A 2,567-nucleotide genomic window follows, 5' to 3' on the forward strand; every position below is an offset into this window, starting at 1 on the left:
CGGCGAGAGGTCCAGGGCGGCCTGCGCCCGCGGCGGCGGCGCGCCCTCGTAGCGAAGGGCTGCGTAGCTGGCGCTCGCCAGTGGCGAAAGGTCATGGATTGACGTGCTCATGAGCGAACTGTATGAAAACTACTTCGCGACTGCAAATAATTTCTGGATTTTTTATACAGCGAGATCCGAGCGAGACCCGACCCATGGACGAGCGCTACCAACGCCTGCGCCAAGCCCGCATCGCCAAGGGCTTCGAGACCGCCGCCGCGGCCGCCGACGCCTTCGGCTGGAACCGCAACACCTACGCCTCCAACGAGAACGGCAACGCGCCCTTCTCCTACCGCCGGGCCAAGGAGTTCGCGGTGGCCTTCGGCGTGCGCCCGGAATGGCTCTATGACGCGGCCGGCGCCATGCTGCCGGCGGCCGAGGCCGGCTATGTGCCGATCATCGGCCGGGTCGGCGCCAACCCCGACGGGCTGGTGCTGTTCGCCACGGGGCAGGAGCCGGGCGATCTCGCCCCAATCCCGCCTGGCGGCACCGAGCAGGCCCGGGCCTTGCTGGTCGTCGGCCATTCCATGCACGGCATCGCCGACGACGGCGCCCTGATCTATTTCGAGGATCAGAGGACCGCCCCCAGCCCTGACATGCTTGGCCACGTCGTGGTGGTCGAGGTCGACACCGACGAGGTATTGGTCAAGCGCCTGCTGCGCGGCTCCCGCGCCGGCCGCTTCGACCTGGAAAGCATCGCCGGCCCCACGCGCCAGGACGCCAAGCTGCGCTGGGCGGCGCACATCACCGCGATCATCCCGCCCTATCAGGCCCGCCGAATCATCCGCGGCGCGGCCTGATCCGCAAGTGACCTACGGCGCTAGCCGAAGGGAAAATGTATGTTTCATACGCACACCGGCCATGGACGGCGCAGGCTCGGCCGTCCTATCTGACCGGCCATGTGCAACGAGTACCGCTTCAAGCAATCGCTCGACCGCATCGTCGACGAGTTCAGCCAGCTGCGGCTCCCCATCCACTGGGCCGGCGGCGCGCCCAACCTGGAGCCGCGCGACTCCATCCGCCCCACCGATCCGGCCCCCGTCCTGGTCGGTTCGCCGGACGGCGCCGAGCTCAAGCAGCTCCGCTGGGGGTTCGTGCAGCCCAAAGGCGGACCGCTGATCAACTTCCGCTCCGATGGGCGGCGCTTCCCGACCGGCCGCTGCCTGATCCCCGCCGACGGCTTCTACGAATTCACCGGCGACAAGGCTCCCAAGTCCAAGTGGCTGTTCACCACCACGGACAACGAGCTCTTCTGCATAGGCGGCCTGGTGCGCGGCGACCGCTTCACCATGCTGACCACCGAGCCCGGCCCCGACATCACGCCCTACCACAACCGCCAGATCGTGATCCTGCCCCGCGCCCAATGGGCCGACTGGCTGGGCCCCTCGCCGGACGCGCCGATCCCCGCGCTGCCTGCGGGTAGCCTGAAGGTGGAGCAGATCCGCTAGGGGAGGCCCGCGGAACGATGGCAGCTATCCACCCCCGGAGCCGGCCCCGTCAGCCTCAAGCGCTAGTCTTCCAACGAACACAGCCAAACTCATCGACGATGTCGTTTGCGCGTTTGAGTTGTTCCCGGCTTGCCGAATGAAAGAAGAAATGGCCTTCCCAAAACTCAATACGGTCCACGCTGTCTGCCGAAATCAACCAGCCATCTGACCCTGTAATCATCAGCATGGCGACGACGCCCGTGAGGACGCCCAAGGCTTCCGCATGCGACGGCAATATCTCGATTTGGTCTTGTTCGTCCCAATGATGCCCGTCGAAGTAGAGCCCTGGTGCTTCATTCAGCGGTCGGGCCTCACCGAGCCCGCGCCAAGCGGCGGCGACAATCGCATTCTCAAATCCGCCGTAGAGTCCGGTTTGCCAGTGATCGACCCAAAGAAGCCGCGCCCGATTGGAGGGCAGCCAGCGATTAAGCGTCCGCACAAAGTGTTCGGTGCGGCCAATGTCGGAAAGTTGTTGAGCAGCGACCCTTGCCTGTCGCCGGGCCTTAGTGCGGGCCAGGACAAGCGCCGAACGGTACCATTGGTTTTCCAACGATATGGAAAAGCCCTGACTGCCGAAGATCGTTTCCGCTTCGGATGGAGCAAGGCAGCGCATCGTCAAGCCTCCCCGACGCAGCTATTTTGGCGCGCTAATGTGCCGTCACGGACGAGACAAGAATGTCCGCTCTCCATCATCCGCAGCGGACCTCGCGCCCCCCTAAGGCAGATCCTCCGACAGGATGGCCATCTCGAACATGAACGAGCCGTCGCCGTCCTCGTCCTCGAACACCACGCCGACGAATTCCTCGCCGACATAGACCTCGGCGGAATCCTTCTGCTTTGGCCGGGGCGTCAGCACGATGCGGGCGTTGGCGAAGGTGCCCCGCAGGTGGCCCTCGAGCTTACGGATCATTCGTTCGTCCACGCCAACGCTCCTGCAGTCCAAAGTCTGCGCGAACCTAGCTGGTCCGGACGCCCCGGAAAACGGCAAAGGCGTGAAAACCTCAGATCACGTAGTCGTAGACGACCTCGGCCAGCGTGTGG

At 65.0% G+C, this 2,567-nt stretch carries 4 protein-coding genes; 2 read left to right on the forward strand and 2 right to left on the reverse strand.

Going from position 1 to position 2,567, the window contains the following annotated elements:
• Positions 1-194 precede the first annotated feature (194 nt).
• Together JWP28_RS05975 and JWP28_RS05980 are read left to right on the forward strand one after the other, a co-directional pair.
• On the forward strand, positions 195-839 hold the full coding sequence (locus JWP28_RS05975; protein WP_299541064.1) for a helix-turn-helix transcriptional regulator: 645 nt from the start codon (positions 195-197) through the stop codon (positions 837-839).
• A gap of 99 nt (positions 840-938) precedes the next feature.
• Positions 939-1,487: an SOS response-associated peptidase gene (locus tag JWP28_RS05980; RefSeq protein ID WP_299541065.1), complete on the forward strand. Its 549-nt coding sequence runs from the start codon at positions 939-941 to the stop codon at positions 1,485-1,487.
• 55 nt (positions 1,488-1,542) lie between these two features.
• Here JWP28_RS05980 and JWP28_RS05985 read toward each other — a convergent pair whose 3' ends face one another.
• Positions 1,543-2,139 carry a hypothetical protein gene (locus tag JWP28_RS05985; RefSeq protein ID WP_299541067.1) on the reverse strand — a complete coding sequence of 199 codons (597 nt, stop codon included), beginning with the start codon at positions 2,137-2,139 and terminating at the stop codon, positions 1,543-1,545.
• Positions 2,140-2,241: 102 nt separating this feature from the next.
• Positions 2,242-2,448, reverse strand: coding sequence for a DUF3126 family protein (locus JWP28_RS05990; protein ID WP_299541069.1), 207 nt, complete (start codon positions 2,446-2,448; stop codon positions 2,242-2,244).
• Between the last annotated feature and the right edge of the window lie 119 nt (positions 2,449-2,567).

This window comes from Phenylobacterium sp., assembly GCF_028290885.1.
GTDB lineage: Bacteria > Pseudomonadota > Alphaproteobacteria > Caulobacterales > Caulobacteraceae > Phenylobacterium.

Excerpts from the sequence above, each read along its gene's own strand:
- JWP28_RS05985 (WP_299541067.1), bottom strand. The coding sequence starts at position 2,139 with ATGCGCTGCCTTGCTCCATCCGAAGCGGAAACGATCTTCGGCAGTCAG.
- JWP28_RS05980 (WP_299541065.1), top strand. The coding sequence starts at position 939 with ATGTGCAACGAGTACCGCTTCAAGCAATCGCTCGACCGCATCGTCGAC.
- JWP28_RS05975 (WP_299541064.1), top strand. The coding sequence starts at position 195 with ATGGACGAGCGCTACCAACGCCTGCGCCAAGCCCGCATCGCCAAGGGC.